This is a genomic window from Parathalassolituus penaei (genome assembly GCF_026626885.1).
GTDB classification, from domain to species: Bacteria; Pseudomonadota; Gammaproteobacteria; order Pseudomonadales; family Oceanobacteraceae; genus Oceanobacter; species Oceanobacter penaei.
In genome coordinates, this window is record NZ_JAPNOA010000059.1 from 187,941 (window position 1) to 213,538 (window position 25,598).

20 protein-coding genes are annotated in these 25,598 nt (G+C 56.1%); 10 read left to right on the forward strand and 10 right to left on the reverse strand.

Translation table 11 applies throughout. The annotated features are described in order from the left end of the window. Positions 1 to 13: 13 nt before the first annotated feature. The 6 genes from choX to OUO13_RS19065 all read right to left on the reverse strand — a co-directional run bounded on the left by choX (position 14) and on the right by OUO13_RS19065 (position 8,074). Positions 14 to 964, reverse strand: coding sequence for a choline ABC transporter substrate-binding protein (gene choX / locus OUO13_RS19040; RefSeq protein ID WP_283175492.1), 951 nt, complete (start codon positions 962 to 964; stop codon positions 14 to 16). Between the two features lie 356 nt (positions 965 to 1,320). Next, complete coding sequence (locus tag OUO13_RS19045) at positions 1,321 to 2,118, reverse strand: electron transfer flavoprotein subunit beta (RefSeq protein ID WP_283175493.1); 798 nt, start codon at positions 2,116 to 2,118, stop codon at positions 1,321 to 1,323. Continuing rightward, the gene (etfA, locus tag OUO13_RS19050) at positions 2,108 to 3,385 is read right to left on the reverse strand and encodes an electron transfer flavoprotein subunit alpha (protein ID WP_283175494.1); all 1,278 of its coding nucleotides are present in this window, start codon (positions 3,383 to 3,385) and stop codon (positions 2,108 to 2,110) included. Before etfA ends, OUO13_RS19045 begins: the two co-directional genes overlap by 11 nt. Beyond that, positions 3,385 to 5,313: a (Fe-S)-binding protein gene (locus OUO13_RS19055; protein WP_283175495.1), complete on the reverse strand. Its 1,929-nt coding sequence runs from the start codon at positions 5,311 to 5,313 to the stop codon at positions 3,385 to 3,387. The genes etfA and OUO13_RS19055 overlap by 1 nt, the downstream gene beginning before the upstream one ends. A gap of 21 nt (positions 5,314 to 5,334) precedes the next feature. After that, entirely contained in the window at positions 5,335 to 7,407 is a 2,073-nt protein-coding gene (dgcA, locus tag OUO13_RS19060; protein WP_283175496.1) for a dimethylglycine demethylation protein DgcA, read from the reverse strand. A 94-nt stretch (positions 7,408 to 7,501) separates the two neighbouring features. Then, complete coding sequence (locus tag OUO13_RS19065; protein WP_283175497.1) at positions 7,502 to 8,074, reverse strand: DUF5943 domain-containing protein; 573 nt, start codon at positions 8,072 to 8,074, stop codon at positions 7,502 to 7,504. Positions 8,075 to 8,400: 326 nt separating this feature from the next. Here OUO13_RS19065 and OUO13_RS19070 point away from each other — a divergent pair, with 326 nt between their 5' ends. The 9 genes from OUO13_RS19070 (at position 8,401) to OUO13_RS19110 (ending at position 19,937) form a co-directional block, all read left to right on the forward strand. Further along, positions 8,401 to 9,681: an amidase gene (locus OUO13_RS19070; protein ID WP_283175498.1), complete on the forward strand. Its 1,281-nt coding sequence runs from the start codon at positions 8,401 to 8,403 to the stop codon at positions 9,679 to 9,681. A gap of 780 nt (positions 9,682 to 10,461) precedes the next feature. Beyond that, the gene (locus OUO13_RS19075; protein WP_283175499.1) at positions 10,462 to 11,376 is read left to right on the forward strand and encodes a dihydrodipicolinate synthase family protein; all 915 of its coding nucleotides are present in this window, start codon (positions 10,462 to 10,464) and stop codon (positions 11,374 to 11,376) included. 30 nt (positions 11,377 to 11,406) lie between these two features. Next, positions 11,407 to 12,906: an aldehyde dehydrogenase gene (locus OUO13_RS19080; RefSeq protein WP_283175500.1), complete on the forward strand. Its 1,500-nt coding sequence runs from the start codon at positions 11,407 to 11,409 to the stop codon at positions 12,904 to 12,906. 140 nt (positions 12,907 to 13,046) lie between these two features. Next, positions 13,047 to 14,399, forward strand: coding sequence for an NAD(P)/FAD-dependent oxidoreductase (locus tag OUO13_RS19085; protein WP_283175501.1), 1,353 nt, complete (start codon positions 13,047 to 13,049; stop codon positions 14,397 to 14,399). A 311-nt stretch (positions 14,400 to 14,710) separates the two neighbouring features. After that, the gene (dctP, locus tag OUO13_RS19090) at positions 14,711 to 15,742 is read left to right on the forward strand and encodes a TRAP transporter substrate-binding protein DctP (protein ID WP_283175502.1); all 1,032 of its coding nucleotides are present in this window, start codon (positions 14,711 to 14,713) and stop codon (positions 15,740 to 15,742) included. A gap of 82 nt (positions 15,743 to 15,824) precedes the next feature. Beyond that, positions 15,825 to 16,340 (forward strand): TRAP transporter small permease, encoded by a 516-nt coding sequence (locus tag OUO13_RS19095; RefSeq protein ID WP_283175503.1) that lies wholly within the window; start codon positions 15,825 to 15,827, stop codon positions 16,338 to 16,340. A gap of 24 nt (positions 16,341 to 16,364) precedes the next feature. Then, complete coding sequence (locus tag OUO13_RS19100) at positions 16,365 to 17,663, forward strand: TRAP transporter large permease (RefSeq protein WP_283175504.1); 1,299 nt, start codon at positions 16,365 to 16,367, stop codon at positions 17,661 to 17,663. An 80-nt stretch (positions 17,664 to 17,743) separates the two neighbouring features. Beyond that, positions 17,744 to 18,790: a GlxA family transcriptional regulator gene (locus OUO13_RS19105; RefSeq protein ID WP_283175505.1), complete on the forward strand. Its 1,047-nt coding sequence runs from the start codon at positions 17,744 to 17,746 to the stop codon at positions 18,788 to 18,790. A 169-nt stretch (positions 18,791 to 18,959) separates the two neighbouring features. Beyond that, positions 18,960 to 19,937, forward strand: a complete 978-nt coding sequence (locus OUO13_RS19110) for a LysR family transcriptional regulator (protein ID WP_283175506.1) — start codon at positions 18,960 to 18,962, stop codon at positions 19,935 to 19,937. 507 nt (positions 19,938 to 20,444) lie between these two features. Here OUO13_RS19110 and OUO13_RS19115 read toward each other — a convergent pair. After that, on the reverse strand, positions 20,445 to 21,542 hold the full coding sequence (locus OUO13_RS19115; RefSeq protein WP_283175507.1) for a porin: 1,098 nt from the start codon (positions 21,540 to 21,542) through the stop codon (positions 20,445 to 20,447). An 895-nt stretch (positions 21,543 to 22,437) separates the two neighbouring features. Between OUO13_RS19115 and OUO13_RS19120 the strand changes: the two genes are divergently transcribed. Then, positions 22,438 to 23,016, forward strand: a complete 579-nt coding sequence (locus tag OUO13_RS19120) for a peroxiredoxin family protein (protein WP_283175508.1) — start codon at positions 22,438 to 22,440, stop codon at positions 23,014 to 23,016. 141 nt (positions 23,017 to 23,157) lie between these two features. Here OUO13_RS19120 and OUO13_RS19125 read toward each other — a convergent pair whose 3' ends face one another. From OUO13_RS19125 to purU, 3 genes are all read right to left on the reverse strand, one after another. Continuing rightward, positions 23,158 to 23,427: a hypothetical protein gene (locus OUO13_RS19125; RefSeq protein ID WP_283175509.1), complete on the reverse strand. Its 270-nt coding sequence runs from the start codon at positions 23,425 to 23,427 to the stop codon at positions 23,158 to 23,160. A 122-nt stretch (positions 23,428 to 23,549) separates the two neighbouring features. Then, positions 23,550 to 24,440: a phytanoyl-CoA dioxygenase family protein gene (locus OUO13_RS19130; protein ID WP_283175510.1), complete on the reverse strand. Its 891-nt coding sequence runs from the start codon at positions 24,438 to 24,440 to the stop codon at positions 23,550 to 23,552. 169 nt (positions 24,441 to 24,609) lie between these two features. After that, positions 24,610 to 25,503: a formyltetrahydrofolate deformylase gene (purU, locus tag OUO13_RS19135; RefSeq protein ID WP_283175511.1), complete on the reverse strand. Its 894-nt coding sequence runs from the start codon at positions 25,501 to 25,503 to the stop codon at positions 24,610 to 24,612. Positions 25,504 to 25,598 lie beyond the last annotated feature (95 nt).

Below are 25,598 nucleotides of genomic sequence, written 5' to 3' on the forward strand. Positions count from 1 at the left end.
AGCGTCACCAGTCTTATCGACTGGAATCCGCCACACTACTGGTCAGATGCAGATGATCCGCAGGCTTACCCGCCAGATCACTCACACCCGCCAGCCACTGATTCACCTGCATCGGATTTTTCTCCAGCCACATGCTCACCGCACGTTCAACCGGAATAAAACCGTTCAGCACCTGGTCCATGATGCTTTGCTCCATATCGACGGTGAAGGTCAGGTTGGACAGGAACTGACCGAGGTTCGGGCAGTCATCCATCAGCTTTTCACGGGTAGTGGTGTTCACCACAGCACGGCCATAGTTCGGACCGAAATAATCGTCAGCACCGGCCAGGTATTCAATCTTGAAGGTGGTGTTCATCGGGTGTGGTTCCCACGCCAGGAAGGCGATCCACTCACCGCGTTTCACACGACCTTTTACCTGCGCCAGCATCAGGCGTTCAGAGGTTTCGATCAGCTTGAAGTTTTTCAGGCCGAAGTCGTTACGGGTAATCATTTTCTGCACCAGCGCGTTACCGTCGTTGCCTTTTTCCAAGCCGTAGATACGGCTTTCAAAACGGTCGGCATGAGCAGCAATGTCGGCCACACTGCGAATGCCTTGCTGGTAAACATAATCCGGTACGGCGAGGGTGTAGCGGGCACCTTCGAGGTTGGTCTTGATAAATTTGACCGAACCTTTCTCCAGATAAGGGCCAACAGCACCGGAGTTGGATGGCATCCAGGTACCCAGGAACGCATCCAGCTTGTTATCCGCCAGTTGCTGGTAAATCGTATCAACGGTGTATTCAGACACATTCACCTGATAACCCAGCTTGGTCAGCAACTGTTCAGCAACAGCCGTGGTAACTCGAACATCAGTCCAGTCAACATAACCGAGACGTACCGTTTTACAAGATTGCCCATCAGCAAAGGCAATTCGTGGGGACACAATCAGAAATGAGCACAACGCCAACAGGGACAGGAATCGCATTGCTCTAGACCTCGTCATAACAGGAATAGGGTGAGGCAAACGGATGGGGAAGCCATCTGCCTCTGTCTACCAGCCACAACAGCACTGGAAGACGCGGGGAGTCGTAAACAATCCGGGGATGGAATTGCGGTCCGGCGACAACATTTCTGTACGAACCTTGATCCTTCTCAAGACTTTCCAGACTTGCAGTCTATTAGTGAAGTGGTTAACGAAATTAGCTGGGAGCGACACGAGCAGACCGAAAAACGCGCAGTGCGTTGACAATGTTGTCACCCTGTTAAAAAGCCTGCCGCCGACTTCCCGTCGTCTGGCGGCAGGGCTCTGACAGGGTGCAGAGCCATAGGCAGGGTTTTGAATCAGGACGGAGAATCGACAGCAATCACACCTTCGGCGACCAGCAGGTTCAGAATGGCCGAGGCTTTTTCGGCGGCGGTTTCCTTCACCAGCACCTGGCCCCCCTTGGACGCCGACTTAACAGTTGCCGCTTTGAAACGCTCGGCAGCCGTTGTGGCCTTGCGAGCAGCCGCAATACGTTTTGGACGTTTGCGAGCCGGGCTGAATTCGAGATCGTTGGCCGCCGGATCCGCTACCGAAGCAACGGCTACCGCTTGCAGCTGACCACGCTGGGCCGGACCAAACGCACTCTGACGAGCCTCTGCCGCCGCCGGGTCAACGGTGGCAACAAACGGGGTACGCACTTTCAGCAAACGGCGTTGACCACGCGGTAACGCCTGCAGCACTTCGTAGGTGCCATCAGAACCACGACTGATCGACACCACGGCAGGCACCAGCGGCCAGCCCAGCGCATTGGCGACCCGGTAAGGAGTCATGCCGGATGCTTCGCCGGTTTCGGCGCGAGTACCACACAACACCAGATCCGGGCTGTCGTTACGCAGGGCCTGAACCAGTGCCGGAACCACGTCAGCACTGGACGGTTGTTTCAGCACATCAATGGCTTTGACACCCATACCCAGGTATTCACGCAGGGCCGGTGATTCACTACCGGCATGCAGCAGACCAACGCTGAAACCGGGCATTCCCAGCGCCAGTTCAAGGGCGCGGGAGTCCTGATCAGCACGGCGTTCACGGCCGGATTTCGGGTGCTGGCCAACGGACACCAGCACACGAACCTTGAGGGATTTATCAAGCGACATGGTGACGTCCTCCTTCACTCGCAGCTGGCTGGCGCAGGGCTTTTACCTGCTCAATCAGGGCCGCCAGAATTTCCTGGCTGTCGCCAATAACACTGAGATCCGCGCGTTTGACCATGTCACAACCGGCGTCGGTGTTAATGGCAATCACCTTCTCACAGGCACCAATACCTTGCAGGTGCTGTACCGCACCGGAGATACCCACCGCTACGTACACACGAGCCGTTACCCAGGTACCGGTCGCACCCACCTGACGGAAACGTGGCATAAAGCCATCGTCCACCGCCACACGGCTGGCACCTTCGGTAGCACCGAGGACACGCGCCGCTTCGTGGAATTGCTCCCAGTCGTGGATACCATTACCTGCCGACAGGATAAATCCGGCTTCGGCCATGGCGATCTGGTTCGGGTCTACCGCAACGGCACCGGCATCCTGGATACGGGCCAGTACACCCGGCAGTTCCGGCAGCGCCATTGGCAGTACTTCATGACGGCTGTCATCCACCGGCATGGCACATTCGGCCAGCAGCGCCACCACTTTCGGCAGGCTGCGGGTCACATCGTTACGTTCACTACCAGCACGGCAGGTCACGCGGCCATCACGAATCTGCCAGGCATGCATGGCCGGACGTTCTTCGAGACGGGTCGCCAGACGCAGGGCGCGGTCGTTACCACTGAGATGGGTATCCGGGAACAACCAGTGTTGTGGCAACAGCTGACGGTGCACCGCCAGCATGGCCGCCAGTTCCTGCTCTGGGCAGTAACCGTTCCAGTCGTCACCGCTGAAATGCAGCAGACGGTCAACACCCGCCAGCGCCAGGCCGTTGGAATCGTCAGCAAGGTTTTCGCTGAGATCACCAAACACCAGCGCCACCACGGCACAGGCCGGGTTGGCAGCCGCCAGCTGACGAGCCTGACCCAGTACGTCGCGGTCATGGCTGGTCAGACGACCACCGGCGAGGTCTGGCACCACCACAATCCAGGATTCCGGATTGCTGATCTGCACCAGTGGCAGACGGGTATCCACCGCTTCACCGCGCTGGCCAGCGGCCACTACAGTGCCACTGCCACCCAGACGGTCGATGCGTTTGATACCGTTCGGGCCAATAAAGCCGATATTGTGCGGATTCTTGCGAATCAGGCCGCTCGGGCCACGCACAACAGCGTTGTTGCCAGCGCCCTCGGCGACCAGCATTTGCTGGTGCAGAGGGTGCAGGCGGTTACGCAGAATCCAGTTCTTGCGAGGGTCTTTACGGATAATGGAGCTCATCACGCCACCTCCCGTGCAGTAGCCGGTTCTGCCACGTCGACCAGTTGGGCAGCAACCATTTCAGCGATGTCCTGAACTTCCGGACGTGGTTCAACAACACCTTCGAGCATCGCGGTACATTGCTGGCAACCCACGGCGACCACTTCCGCGCCAGTGGCACGAATGTCGTCCATACGCATGTCAGCGATACGGCGTTCACCCGGAATGTCGGTGATTGGCGCACCACCACCACCACCGCAGCAGCGGGAGCGGAAACCGGAGCGTTCCATTTCGGCCAGCTGGATGCCCATGGCGTTCAGCACGGCACGTGGCGCATCGTATTCACCGTTGTAACGGCCCAGGTAACATGGATCGTGATAGGTCACGGTGCCACCGGTACGGGCGTTCAGTTGCAGACGTCCCTGCTCCACCAGCTCGTTGATAAAACGGGTGTGGTGCAGTACTTCATACGAGCCACCCAGATCCGGGTATTCGTTTTTCAGTACGTGGAACGCATGCGGGTCAGTGGTCACAATGCGTTTGAAACGGTATTTCTTCAGGACTTCGATGTTGCGACGAGCCAGGCTCTGGAAGGTGGCGTCATCACCCAGACGACGGGCGAGGTCACCACAGTCACGCTCTTCATCACCCAGTACTGCGAAGTTGACCTTGGCAGTCTTCATGATTTTCACGAAGGCGCGCAGGATGCGCTGGCTACGCATGTCGAAGGCACCGTCAGATACCCAGAACAGCACGTCGGCTTCTTTTACATCGGCCATCACCGGCAGGTTCTGGTCAGCAGCCCAGTAGGTGCGGCTGGCTGGATCATTACCGTGCGGGTTGTCGGTGGCGATCAGGTTTTGCAGGGTTTCGGAGCCCTTGCCTGGCGTGGTGCCTTTTTCCAGCGTCAGGAAACGACGCATATCAACGATGGCATCCACGTGTTCGATCATCATCGGACACTCTTCCACACAAGCGCGGCAGGTCGTACAGGCCCACAGGGTTTCCTGACTGACCAGACCTTCGGTAATCACCTCAATGGCGGAACCTTTGGCCTTGCCTACTTCCTTGCCAGGGTATGGAGAACCGGCGTAGTTGGCATCAGTGCCACCAGCCAGACCCACCACCATATCCTGAATCAGTTTTTTCGGGTTCAGCGGCTGACCAGCCGCAAACGCCGGACACATGGCTTCACAGCGACCACACTGCACACAGGCATCAAAGCCCAGCAGCTGGTTCCAGGTGAAGTCAGCCGGTTTGGCCACACCCAGGGTTTTATCCCCGGCAGTATCCAGATCCAGCAATTTCAGACCGGTAGAACGGCCGCCACCAAAACGCTCAGGGCGACGGTGGAAAGCCAGATGCAGGGCACCGGCGAACGCGTGTTTCATCGGACCCGCCCAGCCCATACCCAGCAGCATTTCACCAAGACCGGCAACAATGCCCGCCAGCAGTACAAACGCCAGGATACCGGAGCCAAAACCGTCCGGCAGAATACCGGCAGCAGGCAGGGTGACGATAAAGAAGGTGGCAGCAAAGACCAGCAGGCTCTTTGGCAGACGCATCCACGGGCCTTTTGACAGGCGTGACGGTGGATTCAGACGACGACGGAATACCAGAACGGCACCAGCAAACATCACCACCGTGGTGAGCAGCAAGGCACGCGCCAGCCAGACGTTATCAACGCCAAAACCATGCACCAGCAGGATCAGCGCCATCGAGGCCACGAAACCACCAGCGGTGGCAACGTGGGTATTGGACATCGCCTTGTCACGGTCAACCACATGGTGGAGGTCAACCAGGTAACGGCGCGGCATGGCCATCAGACCGGCAATCAGGTCGACCGGTGCTGGTCGACCTGCTCGCCAGAGGGAGATCCGGCGCACTGCGCCAGCTCCCAGTACAATCAGGAACCCGGCTAACAGCCAGGGCAGCGCGGCATTCAGCATGACTCTCCCCCCGCAGACGGATTACAGGTGCATACACAGACGCAGAGCGTCGTAGATAGCAGCATGGGTGTTACGTTGGGACACACAGTCACCCAGACGCCACAGGATCATGCCCTTGCCATCTTTGGTGTCTTCGCTCAGCACAGGTTGCGGTTTGATATCGAACAGGGTTTCGTTATCAATCTGACCCTTGTTGCGGGATTCCGCTTTCAGTTCGTAGTACAGCGCTTCGTTTGGACGAATGCCGTTTTCCACCACGATCTGGTCAACCACACGTTCTTCCTGCTGACCGGTGTATTCGTTTTCCAGAACCGCTACCAGTTTGTCGCCTTCGCGGTAAACCTTATGCAGCGCCAGGTCGGAAGTCATGATCACTTCTTTCTGGTACAGGCTGCGGTAGTAGGTCGGGAAGGTAGTACCACCGATACCCACACCCGGCTTGATGTCTTCCGTCACCAGTTCTACCAGAGAGCCTTTGGAGGCCAGGTAGTCAGCGGCAGACATACCGGAGAATTCACAGATACTGTCGAAAATCAGGACGCTCTTGCCCGGTTCAACCGTGCCGTTGAGGATATCCCAGGTAGACACAACCAGACCTTCCTTGGCGCCCCACTCAGGGTTCTGCTCCAGGAATGGAGTACCACCGGTAGCCAGGATACAAACATCCGGCTTCAGATCACGGATCATGGCAGCATTGGCACTGGTGCCCAGACGTACATCAACGCCCAGACGAGTCAGTTCCATTGCCAGCCAGCGGGTAATACCGGCCATCTGGTCGCGTTGTGGCGCCTTGGCAGCGATGGTGATCTGACCACCCAGCTCGTCAGCTTTTTCAACCAGAGTCACCTTGTGGCCACGTTCAGCAGCAACACGAGCGGCTTCCATACCACCTGGACCACCACCAATCACCACCACGTTGCGGATCACACCGGAGGTTTTTTCGATGATGTGTGGCAGACCCATGTATTCACGGGAAGTCGCGGCGTTCTGGATACACAGAACGTCCAGACCCATGTACTGACGGTCGATACAGTAGTTGGCACCCACACACTGACGAATCTGGTCAACCTGGTTCATCTTGATCTTGGCGATCAGATGCGGGTCGGCGATGTGGGCGCGGGTCATACCCACGAAATCCACGTAACCTTCTTCCAGAATACGTTTGGCCTGGTTAGGGTCCTTGATGTTCTGGGCGTGGATGACCGGCACGGTAACCACTTCCTTGATACCAGCCGCCAGATGCAGGAACGGCTCTGGTGGGTAACTCATGTTCGGAATAACGTTGGCCAGGGTGTTGTGAGTGTCACAACCGGAGCCAACCACGCCAAAGTAGTCCACCATACCGGTGTCGTTGTAGAACTTGGCGATCTGTTTCATATCGTCGTGGTTCAGACCATCCGGGTGGAATTCGTCACCGGTGATACGCATACCCACTACGAAGTCAGGACCAACAGCAGCACGAACGGCCTTCAGCACTTCCAGACCAAAACGCATGCGTTTTTCGAAGGTGCCGCCCCAGGCGTCGGTACGTTTGTTAACACGTGGAGACCAGAACTGGTCGATCATGTGCTGGTGCACAGCAGACAGTTCAACACCGTCCAGACCACCTTCTTTGGCACGAACAGCGGCCTTGGCGAAATCGCCAATCACACGCCAGATTTCTTCTTCCTCGATGGTTTTACAGGTAGCACGGTGTACCGGTTCACGGATGCCGGATGGCGACATCAGGTTTGGCCAGTTTTCACCGTCCCAACGGGAACGACGACCCATGTGGGTAATCTGGATCATGATCTTGCCGCCGTGCTTGTGCACAGCATTGGCCAGGTTCTGGAAGTGCGGAATGATGCGGTCAGTGGACAGGTTGACCGAACTCCACCAGCTTTGTGGGCTGTCGATGGCAACAACCGACGAACCACCACAAATACACAGACCACAGCCACCTTTGGCTTTTTCTTCGTAGTACTGAACGTAACGCTCGGTGGTCATACCACCGTCGGTGGCATACACCTCAGCGTGGGCGGTACTGACGATACGGTTACGAATGGTCAGCTTATTGATGTTCAGTGGCTGAAACAGGATATCAAACTGGGACATGGCTCTACCTGCAGGCTCAGGACGAGGGCCCGGCAAGGGGCCCGTCGGAGGTTGGCAATCAGGGTTTAATCAGGTTCTGGAATTCAACCGGCTATCAGCCCGGTTGCAGGAATTCCCACAGCTGCTGGCTGGCTTCGGTTACAGGACGCACTTCGAAAATGCCGACCTCACAACCTTCTTCAGAACCGCTCTGTACCTGTTCGGCGAGGGTACGAACCTCATAACCGAGGGACTTGGCGATCTGGTCCATGGCACCGGCAAACCAGCCAGTGAACATGTAATCAACCTTGCGGTTTACCTTGCCGTACTGGTACACAAACGCGGAGTTTTCCAGACGTACGCGGGCAGTACCGGCTTCCAGATCGAGGGATTCAGTGATGAACAGGCCCCAACCACGCTGGGACAGACGCTTCATGTAGTGCTCGAAAACGGCCTCGCCTTTCAGACCGTGACACTCGGCTTCTTTCTCACACCAGTAGTACGCAGACTTGTAACCGGCGCGGTACAGGATCTCGGCGTATTTGTCAGCGCCCAGTTCCTTCTCGATGCCCATATGGTTGTTCACAAAGAAATGACGCGGCACGTACAGCATTGGCAGTGCATCGGTAGTCCAGACGCCGGTTTCATCGTCAACCTGGATTGGCATTTCGGGGGCGTGATAACTCATGATCCTGATCTCACTCAAGTGTGTATGGAACCAGTCTATGGAGTTGCTGCATTCGGAAAGTAACTGGAAACGACGCGCGAGAAACTGAAAGCGCAGCCCTTGACCGGCACCGCTGGAAACTGTCGGAAGCGGACAATTTGCCCATTGGCAGGGGTTCAAAGCCTTGCAACCCATCCGGGAAATTCTGCCGCCTACCCCGCTGCAAGCCGCACAGGTATTGAATTTATCGATTTGCCCAATCCGACATTTAATTGATTTTTCAATTGAATTGATTTGAGCACAGAGGTATACCGGAAGCCTGTATTTCACTGCCGGATCCGTTACCCATGTCCACTCCGACTGCCTCTTCCTTGCCTGATCTCACCAGCGCACTGGCTGCCATTAATAACGGTGAGACCACCGCACTGGCGCTGATCAACCAGTATTTTGATCGTATCGATGCCCGTGAAGCGGATGTCGGTGCGTGGCAATTCCGCCTCAGTCGTGAGGAGTACCTGGCGCAGTACCAGCAACAGCGCGGTTTTTACGAAGCCAGCCTGTTAAAAGGTCTGCCTGTCGCCATCAAGGACATTATTGATACCGCCAGTATGCCGACGGAAATGGGGTCGCCGATTCACAAGGGCCGTATGCCCGCAGAAGACGCCACCTGTGTGGAATTGCTGAAACGCGCTGGCGCCATTGTACTTGGCAAAACCGTGACCACTGAATTTGCCTATTTCAAACCGGGCAAAACCCGTAATCCGGCGGATCTCAACCGCACGCCGGGTGGTTCTTCCAGTGGTTCTGCAGCGGCGGTAGCCGACGGTATGGTGCCGATGGCGCTGGGTTCACAAACCGCCGCATCGGTGATTCGTCCAGCCGCCTACTGCGGCACCCTTGGTTATGTGGGCAGTCGGGGCGAATATTCCCTGCGTGGTGGTCAGCCATTGGCGCAATCGCTGGATTCGCTTGGCCTGTTTGCGCGCCAGGTATCAGACCTGCAACTCATGCGTGCAGTGCTGCTGCGCTCGCCCGTGAGTGAGCTCACCAGCATCAAGCCGCGTCGTATTGTGGTGTGTCGTGGTGATCAGGTGGGTGAAACCGATCCCGCCATGGCAGCGGCCATCGAACGGGTGTGTGAGATCCTGCGTCAACAGGATATAGAAGTGGTAACACTGGATGACCAGCACCGCATCCAGCAACTGGTCACACATCATAGCCAGATCATGGCGTGGGAAGTGTGCCGCAACCTCGCCCGCGAATCCCGCTATACCGATCTGCTGAGCGCGCCACTGCAAGCCCTGATGGAAACCGGCCTCACCATGCCACGCGAGGAATACCTGCAGTCATTAGAAGCTGCTGATGCCAACCGCGACTGGTTGTGGCAAACCTGTGCCGAAGCCGATGCCATTCTGGCACCGGCCGCACCGGGTGTTGCACCACTGGGTCATGACAAGACCGGCGCTCCACACATGAGCCGTCCATGGCAAGCCATGGGGCTGCCGGTGATTACCCTGCCCGGCCAGACTGATGAAGCGGGTCTGCCGCTGGGTATCCAGCTGATTGGTCGGGCACGAGCCGACGACCGGTTACTGGCAGTAGCACGCTGGTTACAACCGCTTCTGTAACCTTGCTGTGACCAGACTGTAACCAGAATACCCACATTCAGAGCCAGACTATTTGCTCAGAATGTGGGTAACGCAGCGCGTTACCCGCTTTGCAGCCGGATCATCACCCGCCCCGCCAGGGGGATTTGCGCAGCAGCACAGCCGCCCCCTGCCGTTATCGGCGGCCAGATTCCCCCTCCGCCATGCGCTTTACCTGACTTACCAGCCTCACTTGCCAGGCAGTCGCATATTTACCCCATCGATATATCTTTTTGCGACAATAGCGCCTGCCAATTCTTTCCATTCGTCCCGATAAACGCTGCTTTATATATTGACAGACGTACTTCCGTTCAGCGAACCACGCCACAATTGTGATGGCAAACAGGGCTGGCGCAGGTGCACCACCACCGATATCCGATATATAAACCGGCTTTTACAGGCACCAGAACGTTACTCACCCGAGCGCCTTTTGCCGCCTGACGAAATACGCAAGTAACAGTATTTCCGGTATAAGTGTTACCGCTCTGGCCGCAATTGTCCTGTTTGGTAACACTCGCCGGATTTCATAAATCCGCTGTTACCGTTGTCACCACACCAGCCCGACACCAGCCAACAAAATCCTTATAAATCAAATAACTAACAGAGCCATCAAGAACACCTGAAAAACATCCATAACCTCAGGTTGGGGAAAGCGCCGACAAAAAATTGTTTGTTTCGGAAATTTCCAAATCACTACTATGAAAAGCAACAAAACCCGATATCCAAACCCGATTAACTCCCCCCAATAAGAGTGATGGCGACATGTTCTTCAACGGCATATATACCCCGGTAATTACCCCATTTGGCAGCGACGAGAAAATCGATTTCGACGCATATTCAAAACACGTTGGATATCTGCAGGAATCCGGTGTACATGGCCTGATGATCGGCGGCACCACCGGTGAATATTATGTGGAATCTCACGAAGAACGCGTTGAACTGCTGAAGGTTGCCCGCTCGGTTGTGGGTGCGGATATGCAGATCATTTTTGGTACCGGCTCCCTCGATCCGAATGCGTCTGTACGTCTGGCCGAAGCCGGTGCGCAGCACGGTGCTACTGCGCTGCTGGTTGGCACCCCGCCATATTCCCTGCCAACCCAGCAGGAACTGGCTGACACCGCCCTGACCATCGACAAGGCCGCTGACCTGCCAATCATGCTGTACAACTACCCGGCCCGTATGGGTGTGAACATGGAAACCGGTTTCTTCGACCGCGTGTTCAGCCACTCTTCCAACTTCAAGGGCATCAAGGAAAGTTCTGGCGACATCAACCGCCTGCACATGCTGGTGAACTCTTATCCAGAGCTGGAAGTTGCCTGCGGTATGGACGATCAGGCGCTGGAATTCTTCGCCTGGGGCGCGCAGAGCTGGGTATGTGCCGGTTCCAACTTCCTGCCACGTCAGCACGTTGCTCTCTACGAAGCCTGTGTAAAAGCCAACGACTTCAACAAGGCCCGTCGCATCATGGCCGCCATGATGCCGCTGATGCAGGTTCTGGAGCAGGGTGGCAAGTTCATCCAGAGCGTGAAATACGGCGTTGAGCTGAACGGTGGCCCGGTGGTGAACGTACGTCGCCCACTGCAAGGCCTGAGCGAGTCCGACAAGGAGCAGGTAGCGGCCGTAATCAGCCAGCTGCAAGCCAACATCGACCAGATTCTGGCCGCCCCGTCTGTTTAAACCACAGCACCGCTAACTGGAGACGACATCATGTCTGAACTGTTAACCCTGGATGACTACAAAACCCTGGCAGCCAAAATCCGTCTGCCGGAGCTGGCGTTTATCAACGGCGAATTCTGTGCCGCGGCCAGTGGCAAAACCTTCGCCACCACCAACCCGGCTACCGGTGAAGTGCTGGCCAATATCGCCGCTTGTGGTCCGGAAGATGTGGATCGTGCCGTTGTTGCTGCTCGTGACGCGTTCGAAGATGGCCGCTGGAGCAAGCTGCATCCGGAAAAACGCAAGGAAGTGCTGCTGAAGCTGTGCCAGCTGATTGAAGCCAACCGTCACGAACTGGCAGTGATGGAAAGCCTGGATTCCGGCAAGCCAATTGCCGACTGTGAAAACATCGACATCCCGGAATTTATCCACACCCTGTCCTGGCACGCGGAAACCATCGACAAGATTTATGACCAGACCGCACCGGTTGGTGAAGGTGCCATGGCCATGATCGTGCGTGAGCCTATTGGTGTGGTGGGTGCGGTGCTGCCGTGGAACTTCCCGCTGCTGATGCTGGCCTGGAAAATCTCCCCATGTCTGGCCGCCGGTTGCAGCATGGTGCTGAAACCTGCCGCTCAAACCACGCTGACCGCCCTGCGCATTGCCGAACTGGCCGCGGAAGCCGGTCTGCCAGCCGGTGTTCTGAACATGGTCACCGGTAGCGGTTCCCAGGTAGGCGAGCCAATCGGCCGCCACATGGATATCGACATGGTGACCTTCACCGGTTCTACCGCCACTGGCCGTCGTTTCCTGAATTACTCCGCTGAATCCAACCTCAAGAAAGTGGTACTGGAACTGGGTGGCAAGAACCCGTGCATCGTGCTGGATGACGCCGAAGACATCGAACGTGTTGCCCAACAGGTATGTGCCGCCGCGTTCTGGAACATGGGCGAAAACTGCTCCGCCGGTTCCCGTCTGATTGTGCAATCCGGCATCAAGCAACAGCTGCTGGAACGTGTGTGCCACTACGCCAAGGACTGGACTGTCGGTGATCCACTCGACCCGCAGAACGCTCTGGGCGCCATGATCGACAAGGGTCACTTCGCCAAGGTTGCCAGCTACCTCGACCTCGCCGCCGAGAAAGGTTACCAGGTGCTGACCGGTGGCAAGACCATCGACGGAATCTTCATCCAGCCAACCATCGTTGATGGCGTCAGCAATGAAGACACCATTGCCCGTGAAGAAATCTTTGGCCCGATCCTGTCGGTGATCACCGTCGACAGCTTCGAAGAAGCCATCAAGGTGGCCAACGATACCGAATACGGTCTGGCCGCTTCCGTGTTCACCTCCAACGCTCGCAAGTCCCTGATCGCTGCCCGCGCCATCCGCGCCGGTACCGTGACCGTGAACTGCTTCGGCGAAGGGGATGTGACCACGCCATTCGGTGGTTACAAACAATCCGGTTTTGGTGGTCGCGACAAGTCGATCCACGCCCACGACCAGTACACCGAACTCAAGACCATCTGGGTCGACCTTAATCAGCCAGCCTGATCCGGGTTTACCCCGCACCGTTCTGATCGGCGCGTCTGATCAACGGTGCGCTTGCAGGGTTCTTTTCCAACGGTTCTTTTCCAACGGTTGAACGAACGACACCGGTCCAGAGCTGGCGTCGTTCAAGCAGGGCTAACACGATGAATAACAAGACCATTCAGGCACGCCGTCTGCCCCGGGACCCAGGTCCCGCTGCCTGGAACAGCATTCTGCCCTCCCGCCCGAGCTACGCTCAGCAGGAAGGCGACATCGACCTCGATTGGGCCATTATTGGTGGTGGTTTTGCCGGTATGGCCGCTGCCCGCGAATTACACAAGCTGGTGAATGGCGAGTCCATTGGCATCATCGAAGCCTGTGGTCTGGCCGATGGTCCATCCGGCCGCAACAGCGGTTTTATGATCGACCTGCCGCACGAACTGAACGCCAAAAGCTATACCGGCTCCGGCGACCAGAACGCCGATCAGATCCATCTGAATCGTCTGGCGATTGAATACGCCTGCTCCATGGCTGACGAGTTCGGCTTTGCCAAAGGCACCGTGGCACGCACTGGTCGTGTTACCGCTGCCGCCACCGAGCATGGTCGCAAACACGTGATGGATTACCTCAAGCACCTGCAGCGTATCGGTGAACCCGGCACCCTGATGAGTGCAGACGACATGCGTGACTACACCGGTTCGGCGTTTTACCACACCGGTCTGTTCATGCCTGGCACTGTGATGATCCAGCCAGCGGCGTTTATCCGTCAGGCCGCCGATGGCCTGGCCAGTCTTGGCGTAAAAATCTTCGAAAACTCACCGGTGGTCGCCATTACCCCTGGTAATCCGCACGTACTGCAAACCCGCAAGGGCAAGGTGCGCGCCCGTAACCTGATTCTGGCCGTGAACGGTCATATCCAGTCGTTTGGATACTTCCCGTCCCGTCTGCTGCACGTATTCACCTACGCCTCCATGACTCGCAAGCTCACCAACGATGAAATCCGTCGTCTCGGTGGCACCGATGACTGGGGTGTGCTGCCTGCTGATCCGCTCGGCACCACCGTTCGCAAGGTCTCTGACTTTATGGGCTGTGGTCACCGCATCGTGATCCGCAACCACGCCAGCCTCAACCAGAGTCTGGAAGCCGGCCCGGCCAACATGGCACGCGCCCGCAAGCTGCAGCAAATCTCGTTCGATAACCGTTTCCCCATGCTCAAGGGTGTGGAAATGGAGCATCTGTGGGGCGGACGCCTGTGCCTGAGCATGAACTCGGTACACGCATTCGGAGAACTGGAGCAACGGGTATGGTCAGCCTGTTGCCAGAACGGCCTCGGCACCGTCAAAGGTACTCTGGCCGGCATCATGGCCGCACGACTGGCCACCGGCAGTCGTTCGGTCGACCTTGAGAAATTCCAGCAGCAGGCAGCACCGACCCGGTTAATGCCTGAGCCATTCCTGTCAATTGGCGCCAATGCGGTCATGCGATTCAAGGAATGGCAAGCCGGAATCGAGTTGTAAGGTGGATGATCCGGCCCGGAAACCCGTTATCGACAGCAGAGTATTACGCCATATGTATTGGCCATTCCGCGCGAATGGGTTTATACCCAATACGATGGTAGCAAGAATGCAACAACCATAACCTGTGGTTATCAACAGAAACCACCATATGTTATTGGATGTGTATTGCCCTGCAAACGTATACTCGGGGAGCCGCCAGCCGGAGCATCTGAATCGGATAATAAAAACGAAATCAGGACGACCTGATGTTGAATTGAACAGAAAACCAGTCTGTAGCAATCCAGCAAAACCAACAACGAACAGGTGATTACATGAGCATTGTTTCAAACAAATATACCGGCAAGGCAGCACTCCTGGCACTGATTACCATTACCGGCATGGGCCTTTCCGGTCAGGTATTGGCGAGCACTGACAAGCACAAGATCACTCTGGCACTGGAATCCGGTGACCGCACATCCGCTTCCGGTCAGTCGGTACAAATGCTGGCAGAGCTGGTGAAAAAGAATTCCAACGGTCGCATCGATATCAATATTTTCTACCAGGGCGAACTGGGTGGTCAGCAGGAAATGTTTGACCAGCTGGTACGCGGTAATATCGATATGATGCTGACCTGGCCACAGACTTCTTATGACGAACGTCTGGCCGTTAACTATATCCCTTACCTGACCCTCGGCTGGGAAGATGCCCTGAAAGCCTACTCGGATAACGGCTGGCTGAAGAATATTCTGGCTGAAGTATATGACGATATGCACCTGCACTATTTCGGTCCATATCCGGAAGGTTTCGGCGGTATTGCCACCAAAGGCAAATACGCCACCAACTTCGAAGCGGCCCAGGGTATCAACGTTCGTTCCCAGCCAGTATTCCCACTGCCACAAACCATGACCGCGATGGGCTTCCAGGCCACTCCGGTTGACTGGTCTGAAGTGTATACCGCGATCCAGACCGGTGTGGTGGATGGTGATTCCAGTAACGTTATCTACTACGACTACGAATACTTCCGCGACCAGATCCAGTACTACGTTCACAGCAAGCACAACTTCTCTTCCTACGCCCTGCTGATGAGCGGCGACACCTGGGAGAAGCTCGACAAGGAAGACCAGGACATCATCAGCAAGGCGGCTGAACAGGTCATCGAGAAGAAGTTTGGTGATGCCCGTGCTGAAGACGAGAAATGGATCGCCGCTGCCAAGGCCGCTGGTATCCAGTACATCGAGCCAACTCCTGCGGAAATGCAGGCCTGGGTAAAACGCGTCCGTGAACAGGTATGGCCAGAAGCTGAAAAGATGCTGGGCAAGGGCCTGATGGACAAGCTGCGCGCCAACGCCTCCAATCCGGAATAATTGCCAGGCAGCCCTGCTGCCGGCTTCAGGGATATCCGGCTACGGCCGGATATCATCAAATTCAAAAACAGGAGCCAAAGACATGTCAGTTCTTATGTCTTTCATATCCATACTGGACCGAATCATCAATTTCCTGGTTCGCCCGTTTGTTATTTTTGCCAGCCTTGCCATCGCCGTTATGGTCAGCTGGGGTGTATTCAGCCGCGCCGTGCTGGAAAAACCGGTATTCGGTGTTGAAGAGCTGATCCTGTTGTCAGCGGTTTGGCTGTATATGCTGGGTGCCACCCTCGCATCGCGGGAACGCTCACACCTGTCGGCAGACTTTGTAGCGGTATTATCGAAAAACCAGAAAGTCATTATCGGATTCCGCCTGCTGGCAACTGTGATATCACTGGTCATGGCCGTATTTTTTGTTACCTGGGCCCACAGTCTGCTGAGTTGGGGTCTGGCCAAGGGCCAGAGCACTACCGTGCTGCATATTCCGCTGTATTACTCCCAGGGCAGCCTTTTTGTTGGCAGTCTGTTACTCGTTTTTTATCTGATTCGCGACACCCTGCAGGACTTTTCAGACCTGCTGCGTGAATTCCACAACCATTAATAACTCTATACTGAAGGTCTGGTTATGGGAGCTTTATTAGCTATTGCAGCGGTGGTATTACTGATGATGATCGGTGTACCCGTTGTATTCTCGTTTGCTGCAATGACACTGATTCTGTCATTGATATATGACGTTGATATTTCCTCGTTGATGACCACCGGTTTCTGGTCCGTCAACTCCCTGATTTTGCTGGCCCTGCCATTATTCGTAATGACAGGTTATCTGATGCAGTCGGGCGGTATGGCAGCGCGTCTGGTGGCGGTGGTTGAATCCATTGTTGGCCGTTCCAAATCCGGCATGGGTGCTTCCATGGTGGTGGCCTGTGGTGTGTTTGGTGCGATTTCCGGTACGGCTTCTGCAGCGGTTGCCTCCATCGGCACTGTGATGATTGGCCCAATGGAGCGCCATGGTTACCCACGAGAATACACCAGCGCCCTGTTGGGAATTTCCTCCCTGCTGGGTCTGCTGATTCCACCAAGTATCACCATGATTCTGTACGCCGTGGTGACTCGTCAGTCGGTTGCTGCCTGTTTCCTCGCCACCATTGGCCCAGGCATCCTGCTGATCATCATGCTGTGTTTCCTTAACTGGCTGAAAATGCGTCATCACCGTGACGACGTTGAAGAACATCTGAGCTTCAGCCAGCGTATGGCCGATATCCGCACCAACAGCTGGAAAGCCCTGCCGGCCCTGATGCTGCCACTGATCATTCTGGGTGGTATCTACGGTGGTGTGTTTACCCCAACGGAAGCCGCGGCAATTGCGGTGGTGTATGCCATCCCGGTTGGTCTGTTTGTGTACCGTGAGCTGGACCTGAAGAAGATTTGCCGCGCCATGCTGGAAGCCGCTGCCACCACCGGTGTGATCATGATCATCCTGCTGTTCTCGTTTGTGGCCAGCCGAATCTTCACCCTGGAACGTGTACCGCAAGAACTCACCGACATGCTGCTGGAAATGTTCCACAACAAGTTTGTGATTCTGCTGATCGTCAACATCTTCCTGATCCTGCTCGGCATGATCATGGATGACGTCAGTATCGTGGCGATTATCAGCCCACTGCTGCTGCCGGTGATGGTGAATATCGGTGTTGACCCGGTGCATTTTGCCGCCATCGTTGGCACCAGCGTGGTGATCGGCTGTAACAGCCCACCAATGGCTCCAATTCTGTTTATGTCGTGCCGTATTGGCCAGGTTGGTATCACCAAGGTAATTGGTCCATCCATGTTTTTCATGGTGTTCGCAGCCTTGCCGGTGATGCTGGTAACGACCTACTGGGCGCCTCTGGCCCTGTATCTGCCACGCATGTTTGGCTACATCAACTAAGGACTGGTGGCTGGCTGGTCGCCCCCTACCAGCCACTTTTTCCACTCCCGCGTTAACCCTTGAGAAGCAGGTAAGCCCCCATGATGACCCGTCCTCCTGTCCAGTCTCTCAGCCCTGAATCCATCTGTTTTCCTGTGCCAGGCAGCCAGCCTTCGGCCCCTCTGCAATTGCGTCAGAAGGCCGTGTTTGTGCTGCTGGAAAATTTTTCGATGCTGTCGTTCACTGGCGCCGCCGACGTACTCGTCACGGCCAACCTGCTGCGCTCAAGTGCTATTTTTGATGTCGAGACCTGCAGCCTGCACGCAGGTAAGGTCCGCAGTGATCTTGGCGTCGACGTGGCGGTGGATACCACCCTCGCCCGTCTCGACCTCAACAACATCGGCCTGCTGATTATCTGCGGTGGCCTGCGTGCCCAGTTAAAAAGCAACGCCGCCCTGACCAGCCTGATCAAGAAGTGCCATGCCAATTCCGTGCGTATTGGAGGCCTCTGGAATGGCTCCTACTTCCTCGCCGATGCCGGTTTGCTGCAAGGCCTGGAGTGCACCATTCACCCCGACAGCCGTGGCCTGTTCAAGGAGCGTTTTCCGGGCGTCAGCCTGTCGGCACGCACCTATCTGATTCACGACCGGGTATTCACCTGCGCCAGCCCGGACTCGGCGATTCACGCCATGCTGGATACCCTCGAAGGTATGCACAGCCGTCAGCTCAAGCGTCAGGTAAACGAAATCCTGCTGGCCAACCTCGACCAGCCCGGCACCCTGCCACTGGCGCACAAACTCGAAAAACTGCCGGACAGCCTGATCGAAGTGATCACCCTGATGGAAAACAACATCGAGGAAGTGCTGGGTCTGGCCGAGATCAGCGCCTACACCGGCATGTCGCGCCGTCAGATCGAACGCCTGTTCAATCGTTACCTCGACATCAGCCCGGCCAAATATTATCTGGGCCTGCGCCTCGAACGCGCACGTCAGCTGGTACTCAAGACCCGTTACACCATGAGCGAGATTTCAGTCGCCACCGGTTTTGCCTGTACCACCCATTTCAGCCGCAGTTTCAAAACCTATTTTGACGTGTCGCCCAGCTACCTGCGTTGGCAATGGCGCGACAGCGATAACCTCGCTCAATAAACGTTCTGCACCCCGAACCGGATTATCTGCTTCACTGCAGTAATCCGGACTCCACACCTTTTCGTTAACCCCGACTCCGGTAACGGCCACGCCTCTGGTGAACATTTTGCATGCCAACCAGACAATAACCGTTAATATCAGGCTTTTTCGCAGTACCGGAGCACTCGTCATGGCACGACACGTGGAACCCGACAAGATATTCCTGAAAATGCCGTCACTGCGCGCCATCAAGGCGTTCACGGTGGCCGCCAAATACCAGAACTTCACCCGCGCTGCCGAAGCCCTGTGTGTCACCCAGGCGGCGATCAGCCGTCAGATCCGCGAACTGGAAACCCACCTCGGCGTGGCCCTGTTCAAACGCGAAGGACGCACCGTCGAACTGACCGAAGCCGGCAGTATTTTTTATGATGCCGCCTATCTGTCGTTTGTGAACATCGCCCAGTCGGCTGAACGTATCCAGAATATCGGCAGCAAAAAACGTCTGCTGACCATTTGCTGCACCCCGGCGTTTTCGTCCTTCTGGCTGACCCATCGCCTGCCCGGCTTTTTTGAGCAAAACCCGGATATTGATATCAACCTGATATCCACCGAAAACTTCCTGCAGCTCGAACCCGGCACGTATCCGGATGTATTTATCTACAAATCCGCCGACCCACGTGACGGTTATCACTCAGTGCCGTTATTCCACGATCTGGTATATCCGGTCTGCACTCCCCGTTATCTGGAAGAACATCCGGACATCGCCAACAATATTGAAAGGCTGTTCCACACCACCCGCCTGAATCTCAGCCCGTATGGCCGCGCCCAGGTTGCAGAACATCTCGACTGGCAGGTGTGGTTTTCATTTTTTGATATCAGCAGCCAGGACAAGGTCCATAACCCGCATATCTTTAATGCCAACGATTACAACACCCTGATGCGTATGGTACTCAACCACCAGGGCGTCGGCCTCGGCTGGCACCACCTCGTGGCACCACTCATCGCCACCGGCGAACTGGTCGTACCCGTACAGGAACGGGTCGAACTGAAAGAAAAACGTCACTTCATGACCCACCTGAACAGCAAAAGCAACGACGACACCTTCCAACGCTTCCGCGACTGGTTCCTGGCAGAAATCAGCCATGAAGTAACCCGCATACAGGAATAGATCGGGCCGGGCGCGATTTTTTGTGGGCATAAATGCCCACACTACAACAGAGCATCCATTCACACCGATTTCACCCAGCGCAGCTGGCCACCCAATGCCCATCTGGGCGAGCCGGGATTCACCGCAACGGCCGACCCGGCCGGGGCATGGATGCCCCGCCAGGCCAGTTGGTACAGGGATGTACCATCTGGTCGGGGTCGAAACGCCGTTGTCGGTGAAAACCGGAGTCACGAGCCCAGTCGGGCAAAAGCAGGGGGAGGCCCGCCCGGCCGGGGGACAAGGTCCCCCAAGAGGGCAAGCAACGTAGCAAGTTAACAAGCAGCGTAGCCGCAAAGCGCCAGACGCCAGACGCCAGACGCCAGACGCCAGACGCCAGACGCCAGATCCGATCGCGGCCCGGCCAGACGCCAGAGCATATTCGCTGCCAACAAGGCAAAAAAAAAGCTCACCCGAAGGTGAGCAAAAGCCGTGGATGAGACGGGCACCGATGAAGGTACAGAACAGAAATCAGAAACTCTGACGCATACTGACCAGCACAACGTGGGCATCGCCATCGCTGCCGTAATCAACCTGCTCATATTCGAAACGTACGTGACGGGATTCGCTCAGGTGGTAAATCGCCTGGGTGAAGAAGTTACCGTCCAGCTGACGAGCGCTGTCGTCTTCCGCTTCACCCTTGGCCACACCAGCGTGCAGGTCGAGGTTATCAACGCTGTACTGAACAGAACCGGTCAGGCTGTAACGCTTGCTGTCGACACCGGTATCGTTGTCAGACACACGGTAGGCCAGACCAAAGCCCAGTTGTTTGGAAGCCTGGTACTTGCCACCCAGAGTCCATACGTATGGTTCGGTAACGTCGACACCGGCCAGACGGGCAGCGTCGCTCTGCTTGGCAACGCTCTGGGCGTAAGCAGCGTTGATGGTGGCCGCGCCGAAGCTGCTGGCGGCACCCAGGGTGTAACCGGTGATACCACTGTCGTTCACCAGATCACCAGCGTCAGTCTTGCGGTTATCTTCAGCGATGTGCAGGGCTACGGTGCCGGTGAACGGGCTGTCGGCATATGGGCCGCTGCCGTAGGTGTAGGACATGGTGCTGTCGTTACGGAAACCGTACGCCATGGAACCTGGCAGCTGGTCGACCACGTAGTAGTAAGAGGCCAGACCATGGGCTTCACCCTGGTTGGTGTTCCAGGCGCTGTAACCAAACAGCGGCGACCACTGGGCACCAAATTTGAATTCATGGTCGCCCTTGCTCAGAGCAAGCCAGCCCTGACGGGTAGCCAGTGCATCACCACCGTTGTCGAGCACGTTGGCGGCAAATTCGAGGTTGTAGCTGCCGGTCCAGCCACTTTCGTGAGCTTCCTTGCCACGCACGCCGATGCGGGAGGTCACGTTGTTGCTCATGGCAACGGTCTGGTCGTTGGAGTTACCAGTCGGGGAATAACCACCCTGGAAAATATCCGCACCACCAACAGCACCACTTTCAGAGTACTGTTCCAGGCCCATATCCACAAAGCCGTAGATTTCTGCGTTTGGAACGGCCAACGCCGGCTGTGAACATACAGCTGCAACCGCAACTGCCAGCGAAAGTTTTTTATAATGCATATTACTCTCCGATGAATTCCCGTTTTCTGGCTCGTCAAACATCTGCATGAACCGGAACATATCCGCGCTCATATGTTGATCAGATTAGTAACAGGACCCCATCGTCATTCCACATGCTGCGACACAATATTGCATAACGACGACAGCTATTGTCGCCGCTGGCTACATCCGTCTGTCGACGACAAATACAAGGGAACTTCTGATTCATATATTCATTATACGATTGGCCGGAATTAAGGACACTCTGAATAACTCTGCACAGCTCTGCGCGAGTGCTGCAGCGTGTGTGAGCAAGGCGACGAACGCAGCGAAATGACGAGTCCTTTTCAAGTTCGTCAACACCGCTCAAATGCGCTGCAGCCCGCGCCCTTCGGGGCTTTCGGGATGGTGATGACTCTGTGTCGCCGGTTTTTGACGTAGCCCGCTATGCCATCAAACCGGCTTCGTGATTCATCACCATCCCGATAAGCCAGAGCGGGCACCGAGTTATTCAGAGGGTCCCTAGCACTTCGGCACTATATCGGCGATAAAAAACGGTTATCCGTCACAACAATCGAAATATAAAACGACAGGGATATATCGACATTTCTGACATTCGGAAATACCCCAGCGCCGAATCCGGCGCATAACCCGAAAACCCGTACCCTCAACAAGAAGAGCCAGAATCAACAGCAGAACCAGAATCAACAGCAGAACCAGAATCAACAGAAAGAGCCAGAATCAACAGGAGGCGCCTGAATCAACAGAAAGCATCAGCAGCAGCCAACGGCAGGAGCCTGACATAGCCAGCGCATAGACAGACGAACTTTTTTTATTCGCCACTGTAAGAAAACCCCAACGGGGCCGACTAATCATCCAGATGAACTACTATTTCGATCTTTGACGAGGATACCCCATGCCACTCAGTGCACCATGCCAGCCGATCAACTTCGATAGCCACGACGTCTACGGAAACCGCGTGCGACTGCAGGACTTTGTTGGCAAGAAAGTGTTACTGGCATTCTTCAGGGATGCCGCCTGTCCGTTTTGCAACCTGCGCCTGTACGAACTGACCCGCCAGTACGAACAACTGCAAGCCAATAATCTGCACATCATCGCGGTATTCAGCTCGCCCTCGGAAGATGTTCGGCGCTTCGTCGCTCGCCACCCTCGCCCGTTTACCTTGCTGAGCGACCCGAACCTGTATCTTTATGAGCGCTATGGCATCCAGCACTCCGGTTGGGCACTGGTGAAAGCCATCCTGTTTCGCATGCCCCGTATCATTGGCGGCATGATGAAAGGCGGCCATGGCGATATGAAAAACCCCTACGTCAAACTGGTGCCAGCGGACTTCCTGATTTCTGAACAGGGCGAAATTGTGCACACCTGGTATGGGCGCGACACCAGTGATCACATTCCGATGAAAAACATAGAGGCGTTCTCACGTGATGAGTGGCCCCATGCTGCCACATCTCGCAAGACCCGCCTGGCCTGAGCCAGCCCCGGCCCTATCACCAGCGCAGCGTGCGGAACCAGCAGGCGGTACGACAGCAGCGGCATCATCGAGATCGCGGAGCTTGTCTTCGGCAGTAGCCACATAACCGGATAACACCGGTTATGTTGCCAAGCGCCAGAATCAGGCTTGCAGACGGTCGCCGCAGAATGGGCAGAAGTTCACCTGAATCACGCTGTGGTAAGTCAGCTCACCTTCATATTCGGCATCGCCCAGTTCCACTTCTTCAGCATCAGCGAAATGCAGGTTGTGCAGCTGCCACTGGTCGGTTGGCTGGTCCTGAACCGCAACACAGTGCACCAGACGATCACAGTCCGGATAGGTGTTGGCAGCACACTGGTGCTCGGAGTCGTATTCACAATCGGTGTTTTCACCCAGTTCGATCAGGTTCATAAGTGCTCCACTCGCAAAGAGGTTTCAGGAAACAAAACAGCCGCGACGGTAATCCGCCACACCGGTAACTGCAAGCATCGGGCATCTGTCAGATCGCGCCTGACAGCTTCCGATGATCCCCATCAGGGTAACGGCTTGAACGGGGTTGGCCGGTAACTGCCGTAGATACTCAGGCGTTCGCGGCCAGCCACGGCATTACCACGGCAGTGGAATCCGCGCACGTCGGCCAGCACCAGGGTATTTTCCGGCACCGGATACGGTTTGAGTTCGGCACCGAACAGTTCTCGGATATCCTCTTCACTGATCCGGAAAGCACCACCGAGGTTGTTTCTGGCGGCGTGCAGGCTGCGCTGGTATTCCCACTGGCGACGCTGGCGGGTCATCCGATGGGTGCCAGCGGCATAACAGAACGGGCCGTCATCCAGGGTCACGTCTGACAGTGAAAACCACATTTTGATGCTGGAGTGGAAAGTGTCCTTGTGGGCCAGACGCTGGTTGTCCGGGTTATCACCTTCATCACCATGACGCAGGCGATACAAGCGAAAACGGTTGTCGAAACGATTGCCCGCACCAAGGCTGACGAGGCTGCGCAAGCGGGGTTCGTTGAGCCAGTGGGCAAAAATGCCCTGCTCCGGCATGTCATAAAAACGATTGAGACTGCCGCCGTCAAAACGGTCAAAACCGCCCTTGAACTGGCGTTTCGGGCCAAAACCGCGATCACCGTGATTGAGCACCGGATACTCGTTATCCACCTGCTCCATCAAGGCCAGCGATTGCTGTTTGAGTTGCTGGTAGATGTCGTCGGGCAGGAAGTTGTGGATCACCACAATGCCGTCTTTCTTGAGGGTTTGCAGATGCGCGCTGGACAGATTCAGCCCCAGTAAACGTCGACGCCCCGCGAGCATTCGGTCTGCCAGCCAGATGCGGCCCAGATGCAGGCCAAGACGATTGAGCCGGTAGTTTCCCACCACTGGATCCGCAAAGGATTTACGCCCACTGAAGATTTGCCACATACAAGAATCGAACTCCCGGTTGTCGGCGCCATTATGCCGGGTTCTGGCGCGTTGTTCTGCAAACAACCAGCAAAGTTTGAATGCACCAGAAACACCAACGCCGCGACAGAATCTGCAGCGGCGCTGGTGGTGAAACGGGTGTCAGGTAATAACCTGGCGGTATTCCGGCTCAGTTGTGTCCGGCAAATACCACAGTGCGGTTGCCGGTCAGGAACACCCGGTGTTCGGAGTGTAACTTGACGGCTTTGGCGAGGGTCAGACGTTCAATATCACGGCCCTTGTTGGCCAGTTTTTCCGGGGTAAAGCTGTGATCCACGGCTTCCACACCCTGACTGATAATCGGGCCTTCATCGAGATCTTCACTGACGTAGTGCGCGGTGGCCCCCACCAGCTTGACGCCTTTTTCCCAGGCCTGGTGATACGGGCGTGCACCCTTGAAACCGGGCAACAGGGAGTGGTGAATGTTGATGGCTTTACCATGCAGCTTGCTGCACATGTCTTCCGACAACACCTGCATGTAACGGGCGAGCACCACCAGTTCAGCACCGGTCTGTTCGATCAGATGCCATACCTGGGCTTCCTGACGGGCTTTGGTCTCGGCGCTGATCGGCAGGTGGTAATACGGAATACCATGCCAGGCCGCCAGACCTTGCAGGTCCGGGTGGTTGGAAACAATCGCGGCGATATCAATGTTGAGATGGCCGGTCTGGTATCGGTGCAACAGATCCTGCAGGCAGTGATCGTATTTGGACACCATGATCAGGCAACGGGTCGGACGACGGGAGTCGCGAATCTGCCAGGTCATGTCATAACGGCTGGCGGCTTCGGCAAATTCATTGCGCACCACTTCGATGTCGATGTCGTCCATCGGGCGGAATTCGGCGCGGATATAAAACTGCTTACCTTCGGTATCGTCGAAGGTCTGTAATTCGGTAACGTAACAACGGCGCTGAAACAGGAAGCCGGTTACCAGTTCGACGCTGCCCAGAACACTCGGGCAAGTGCCGGTCAGAACATAGAGGCGATCCTCAGTAGCGGTCGCCGGGGCATTGCTCGGGGTCATGATGATTATCCTTCCACAGTAGGGGGGTTGTCGTTCGCCCGCTCCATCTGAGCCCCCTCGGAACGGGCGAACGAACGCTGTGTGCGGTGTGATCA